Raw genomic sequence first — 6,759 nt, 5'->3', positions numbered from 1 at the left:
ATTTATATCTCAGCAATTTATATTCTTATGTGTAGCTTGGTATATCTTATTCAGTGGTATGAATCTAATAGTATTGGGTTATGCATTAAAAAAAGAGATTTTAAAATAGAAAGGTGTACTATAGCACCTTTTTTTTATTTTTAAATAAAAAACCTCTAAGTAATTTTTTACTTAGAGGTTATCAAATGTATCTCTATTTTATAATTAATCTACTTTCGTCATATTCATAGTTTTTAAAGTTAACTTTATAAAAAGTTGCATAGATAACAGGAATAACTCCAAGAGCTAAAACTGTGTCTGTCGCTAATCCAAATATTAAAACAACAGCCAGTGGCTGGAAAAGTGGACCTCCAAAGAAATATAGAGGCATAAGACCTACAAGTGTAGTAGCAACTGTTAAAAATATAGGTCTTAATCTAGATTGACAACCAAAAATAATCGCATCTTGATCGCTTCTTTTGAGCTCATCTTTTTCTATAGTCATTTTGTCCACAAGAATAATGGCATGATTTAAAACAACTCCAGCTAGAGAGATTATCCCAATCATAGCCATAAATCCAAGTTGAGTACCCGTAATTAGTAAACCGATAGCAATACCTAAAAGCGAAAGAGGAATAACTAGCATTATTGTTAATCCTTTTTTCATGGAGTTAAATTGTCCAACAACTAAAACAAACATCATCAGTATTGCAAATGGTACTTGAGCAAATAGTGCATCTTGATTTTCTTTAGAAGTTTTCATTATCCCTGCAGGATAATATTTTATACTAGGACCCCACTCTTGTAGTTTTTCTTTTAACCAAGGTTCGATAAGTTTATTAACTTCAAGTGGAGTTGTGTCATCTTTAACTGCAGCATCAATCTCAATAGAATAAGCCATATTTCTAGTAGAAATGTAGTTTTGTCTATAATCCAATTTTATATTGGCAATTTGCTTTAGTGGAACAGCTTTTCCAGAGGAGTTTATTAACTCTATAGATTCAATAGAATTAATATCATTTTTATAGTTATTTTTTCCTCTTAATACCACAGGAATAATTGTACTTTGAGGAGGTGCATTAAAATCTCTAAAGACAGTAGCATTATAACCTTGAAGAACAAATTGTAAATCTTGTCCAATAGTATTGTTGTTAAATCCAGCAGCCTGAGCTTTTTCTTGATTTATTTCAACGGTAATATCTGGAATCTCATTTCCCCAAGCGTCAGATATCGAGTATGCTCCAGGAGTATTGTTAAGTTTTTCTTTAAGCTCATTGGTAGCCCTCTTTAATAGTTCTATATTATTTGATGTTAAAACATATCCCAAATCCTTTTCCAATGTTACTCCACTTCCAAGCCCTTTAGTTACTATGTCAATACTTGGATATTTGTTTTTTAAATAGCTATTGATTTCAGCACTCATTTTAGGGATAATGGTGTAATCAGTTAAATTATACATAATATACGCATACTCTGTTAAACGAGTTTCAGGAGTATAACCAGTAGAAAATCTAGGTGCTCCTCCTCCTATAAATGATCCCCAGCTTAAAACTCCAGGTTTATCATAAACTAAAGTTGTTCCTCCAGTTGTTATATAATCCCAAAGAGTTGGTGGTAGAGGTTCCTGTTCCCCAGTAGCATAGTTTTTAGCAATAAAATCATTTGCATCTTTCACTACTTGCCTTGTAAAGTTTATGTCAGTTCCTTTAGGAAGTCTAATATAGGTTGACATTATAGGATCAGTTGAGGCAGGCATAAAGTTATTTGGAACAAGTCCAAGTAACCAAAGTCCTAAAATAAATGATATAACAGTTCCAACAAGAGTAATTTTCTTATTTTTTAAAACTGTCAGAAGTATATTTCTGTATATAAGGTATGGTTTACTGTTTAAATCTTGTTTTTCTCCCACTTTTATTTTAATAAAATCATAACAAAGAAGAGGGATTAAAGTCTGATTTATCAACCATGAACCTATTAGAGCAAGCATCACAACAATAGTAAGTGGACCAACATATTGTCCCATATCCTCTTTATTTAAGATAATAGGTGAGAATGCCATAATTGTTGTGATAGAGCTTACTAATAGAGGAATAGCTAATGTTTTAGCAGATTCTAAACAAGCGTCCATTCTACTTTTTCCATTTTCAAGAAGAACTATTATATTTTCAGACATAACAACAGCGTTATCAACAAGCATTCCAAGAGCGATTATAAGTCCTGCTAGAGTAATTTGGTTAATTCCATAGTCCATATAATAAAGTCCAATTAAAGTAAAGGCGATAGAGGTTGGAGTAAGAGCAGCAACTATAAGACCCGATCTAATTCCTAAAAATATAAGCATTACCAGAACAATTGTAATTACAGCTTGAAAAAGGTTGACAATAAAAGATGTAACTTTTACTTGAACTAAATCTGGTTGATAGTATATTTCACCAATCTCTAATCCCACAGGAAGCTGTTTTTTGAACTCTTTTAAAGTTGATCTAATACCATCACTCATAACTAGAATATCCTCACCAGAGCCTAAAGAAACTCCAAGAGTGATAGCATTATTTCCATTAAAATCTATTGAGTATGGAGATGGCTCCTGATATCCTTTATAGATATTTGCAATCTCTTTTAAATAGATACTTTCTTTACCATCACTACTTGTAATAACAGTATTTTTTATATCCTCTATACTTTCAAAATTTCCAGTTGGATTTATTTTTAGTCTATTCTCATCAATTACGATATCTCCCCCCTTAATAATAACATTTGAGTTATTTAAAGTAGTAAGTATATTTTGTAATGTAACTCCACTTTGAGAGAGAATTTTATTATCTATATCAACATAAATAGTTTGACTTTGAACACCACTTATATCGATTCTTCCAATTTGTGGAACAGCAAATAGAAGAGTTTCTTTTAATTTAGTAGCTGTTTCATATAATTCTTCATATGTATATCCATCACCACCAAGGGCTAAAAGGGTACCATAGACATCACCGAAATATGTATTTATCTGTGGAGTTTGAACACCATTTGGAAGGTATGGAACAACAAATGTATTTATTCTATCTCTTAATTCTTGCCAAACGGGTTTTAAATCCTTGTATTCACTTTTTATATTTACATATACATTGGATTGTCCATCAACATTTTTTGATTCTACATAGTCAAGAGCATCCATATTTTGAATTTGATCAGCTATTTTTTTACTAACCAAATCTCCAATCTCTTTGGCATTTGCTCCAGGCCAATTAGTTGTAATTAAGGCCACTTTAATTGTGAAGCCAGGGTCTTCAGCTTTTTCAGACTTATCATAGGAAGTATATCCAACAATTAAAAGAAGAGTAAATAAGAGATAAGCTGTGACTCTATTTTTTATAGTTAATTCTGTTAAACTCATGTTACACCTCTCCTCTTATTAAAGAGACTTTTTGATTTTCTATAACTTGAGTACTTCCTTTTGTTATCACATAGTCGCCATTGTTTAATCCAGATGTAACGATAACTCCATCTGAAGTAGGTGAAGATAAAATCTCTATTTTTTGCTTTTGAGGAATACCTATATTATCGACAATATCTTTGATTACATAGACATATTTTTCATTATTAGGTTCTGTAAGAACAGAGCTTAAAGGGATAGAGATAATATCTTTTTCACTCTCTTGTGTATTCAGAGTAACATTCGCAATCATTCCCACTTTTATATCTGATGAATTAGAATCAGTGATTTTAGCTTTAATAGGGTAGGTATTTCCATATCCAGTTGAAAGTGTACCTATATTTGTAATAACTCCTTTTATTTGTTTACCATTTAAAGAGGAGATTACAATGTCAACAACTTGCCCCTGTTTTAAATTTCCAACAACAGATTGTGAAACATTAAACTCGACACTTCTTTCGCCATCACTATTTAAAATAAAAATAGTGGTTCCTGGATTGACAGTCTGATTAATTTCACTTTTTACTTGACCGATAGTTCCATTTTCTGGAGCTTTTAGTTGTGTGTAGCTAAGTTTTAATTTAGAAAGATTTAAAGCTTCTTTTAGAGCACTTACTGTAGAAAAAGCTGATTTATATTGAGCTATAGCACTATCATACGAAGCCTTTGAAATACTATTTTCTAAATATAGGACCTGTGATCTTTTATAGTTAGCTTCAGCCTCTACAAAGGCAGCTTGACCTTTGGCCAAATCAGCCAGAGATTTTTCATAGTTTAAAACATACTCTGTATTGTCAAGTGTTGCTAAAATATCACCTTTTTTCACAGTATCTCCCAGGTCTACAATCCTTTTATTAATTGTTCCAGAAATTCTAAAACTTAAGTTTGATAGAGCTTCTGACTTAATTGATCCCGAATATGATCTTTTAATACTATTCTCTTTAGACCCCACTATTTTATAGATAACTGGTTTTATATCTTCATTTTTTTTATTATCATCTTTTTTACCACAAGCCAAAATTGATAGTGTTAGTAAAATAATTAAAAATTTATTTTTCAATTTAATCCTCCTATTTCTCTAGTACTTCATTAAATTTATTTAATAGTTGTAATTTTTCATCAGGAGTCATTGTAAGTGATGACTTACCATAAAGGTTTTCTAACTTTAAAGCTGAATTTATCAAATTAAAGTTTTGAATAACATTATTTAACTCTTGAGAAAGTGCATTGTTTTGTGCAGAAAGTAAATCTGTAACAGTTATAGTTCCTTCAGAGTAAAGATTTCTGACTATATCTAAATTTTTCTTAGCTACACTGGCAGAAGTTGAAGTGGAATACTTTTGAACATAGTTACTTAAAAGTTCTGTATAAGTTTGTAAAACTTGTTTTGCAAGACCACTTTTTGAATCTGCTAAAGAGTATTCCAAAGATTGAATTTCACTCTCTATTTTTTTAGAGTTATAGTATATTTCTCCTCCTGAAATAATAGGCAAAGTAGCTACAATACCAGCTTGCCAATACTCATCTGGGAATTTTTTATGAGAATTTTCTCCCCAAGGAGCGATCATATTATCTTTGGAGTATTTTCCAGTGGCAGAAATCTTAGGTAAAAATCGTTCTCTTTTATTGGCAGAAAGCTCTCTTTCTTTAGCTTTTATCGAATTATCCAAAGATGCTAAAGAGTTGGAGTTTGATATAGCTCCTTGTACAAGAAAATACTCTATTTTTTTAGATTTATTAGATCCATAAGAGAAATTTTTATTAAAAGAATCACTTAGAACGAAATAAGAGGAGATATCTTTTAATGATTCAAACTCATACCTATTATCTAAAGGCATATTTAAAAGAGTGTTCAAAGAGATCTCTTGATTCTCAATCTCACCCTGTATATTGGCGATATTTGATAAAGAGTTTGCAACATCAGATTCAAGTCTATAAACATCTTGAAGTCCACCAGCTCCAACTTTATAGTTTAATTTAGCAATACCTAAACTCTCTTTTAAAAGAGCATAGTTACTTTTTTGAATATCAAGTTGAGCTTTTAATTGAAGAATGTTCACATAGGTAGATGCTGTATAATAAAGAGTATTCAATTTTTCTTGCTCATATTTTTTTCGACTAGAATCCAGTGCAAGTTTTTCAATTTGAACTGATGCATTAAGTTGATCATTGAAAATAACCTGTGAAAGCTCCAGGTAAGAGTTTACACTATTTGTAGGAGAGCCCATTTTAAAATTGCTTGTTCTTTTGTCCAGTGCATTATACTGCATATTTGCACTCAGTTGCGGTAAACGAGCACTATTAGATATCTTTAAACTATAAGAGCTAGTTTCTAAATCTTGTTTAGCTTTTAAAAGAGAGAAATTTGAATTAAGTGCTTTTTCTATAGCCTCTCTCAGTGTAAGTTTTGTTTTACTTTTTTCTGTCTCATTTATCTTTGAAATATTTTGTAAAAAGATAAGATTGGGATATAGATTGATTTTATTGGCTATATCTCCATTGAAAAATATATCATCTCTTGGTCCATTCACTTCAACTACTTTACCTAATTTATTTTTAGTTTTGTAAAGCATATAGTTTAGTGAAGCCGCTCTAATTCTTTTAGAAATTTCTTTTTTCATATCAATACCTGCATAGGCATACTTATTTAAAGAACTATCAAATGATATTAAAAATGTTGGGTTTTTGCTTTCTTTTATTTTTTCTTCATTAGCTTTAAAAAGATTTATTTTTAAGCCATCTATATTGAGATTTTTAGATAGATTATCGATATTTTGTTCAGTGATATTTGAAATAAAAACATCAACCTCATTTAGCCCATCAATTTCAGTAAATAGTTTAAGATAATTTTTTAAATTAATACTGCTATAAATGTAGTTTAGATTATCTGGCAATGTTCTAGAATTTTTTCCAAAACCAAATGGAATTGAATAAAATTTACTTTTATTAAGCTTGGCTATATCATCAACAGATATATCTGTTAAAAAAAATATTCCATCAATCTTATTGTTAGAATTGATAGTTTTTAGTTGGTTGCTTAAATTTTTATCGTCCATGTATATGACTTTAGATATATTTGGTTGATAATCGGTTCCTGTAAAATTTTTAGTTAATTCATTTTTTAAAATATTTAAGTACATATTAGATATCTCGGTATTATTTTCTAAAATAACTGCGGTATTGAGCATTTTAGAAAAAACTGAGGTACTAATAATAAATAGTAATAGTAAAACTTTTTTCACAATATCCTCCTAATTTTTTACTTGACTTTAAATTATAACTTCAAATTAAAATTTTGTATATTTGCAAAGATTTACTTTAAAAAATGTAATGTGTTGCACAATTAAAAT

At 29.9% G+C, this 6,759-nt stretch carries 3 protein-coding genes; all 3 read right to left on the bottom strand.

Features of this window, described 5'->3' with window-relative positions; genetic code table 11:
- Positions 1-193: 193 nt before the first annotated feature.
- The 3 genes from ACMOUI_RS01600 to ACMOUI_RS01590 are packed head-to-tail and all read right to left on the bottom strand — an operon-like array spanning position 194 to position 6,651.
- Positions 194-3,370: an efflux RND transporter permease subunit gene (locus tag ACMOUI_RS01600; protein WP_418963998.1), complete on the bottom strand. Its 3,177-nt coding sequence runs from the start codon at positions 3,368-3,370 to the stop codon at positions 194-196.
- Position 3,371: 1 nt separating this feature from the next.
- Positions 3,372-4,469, bottom strand: a complete 1,098-nt coding sequence (locus tag ACMOUI_RS01595; RefSeq protein ID WP_418963997.1) for an efflux RND transporter periplasmic adaptor subunit — start codon at positions 4,467-4,469, stop codon at positions 3,372-3,374.
- A 10-nt stretch (positions 4,470-4,479) separates the two neighbouring features.
- Positions 4,480-6,651, bottom strand: coding sequence for a TolC family protein (locus tag ACMOUI_RS01590; protein ID WP_418963996.1), 2,172 nt, complete (start codon positions 6,649-6,651; stop codon positions 4,480-4,482).
- Positions 6,652-6,759: the final 108 nt, after the last annotated feature.

It is taken from the genome of Cetobacterium sp. (genome assembly GCF_048470075.1).
Classification (GTDB): domain Bacteria; phylum Fusobacteriota; class Fusobacteriia; order Fusobacteriales; family Fusobacteriaceae; genus Cetobacterium_A.
This window is presented reverse-complemented; position numbering and strand designations above follow the sequence as displayed.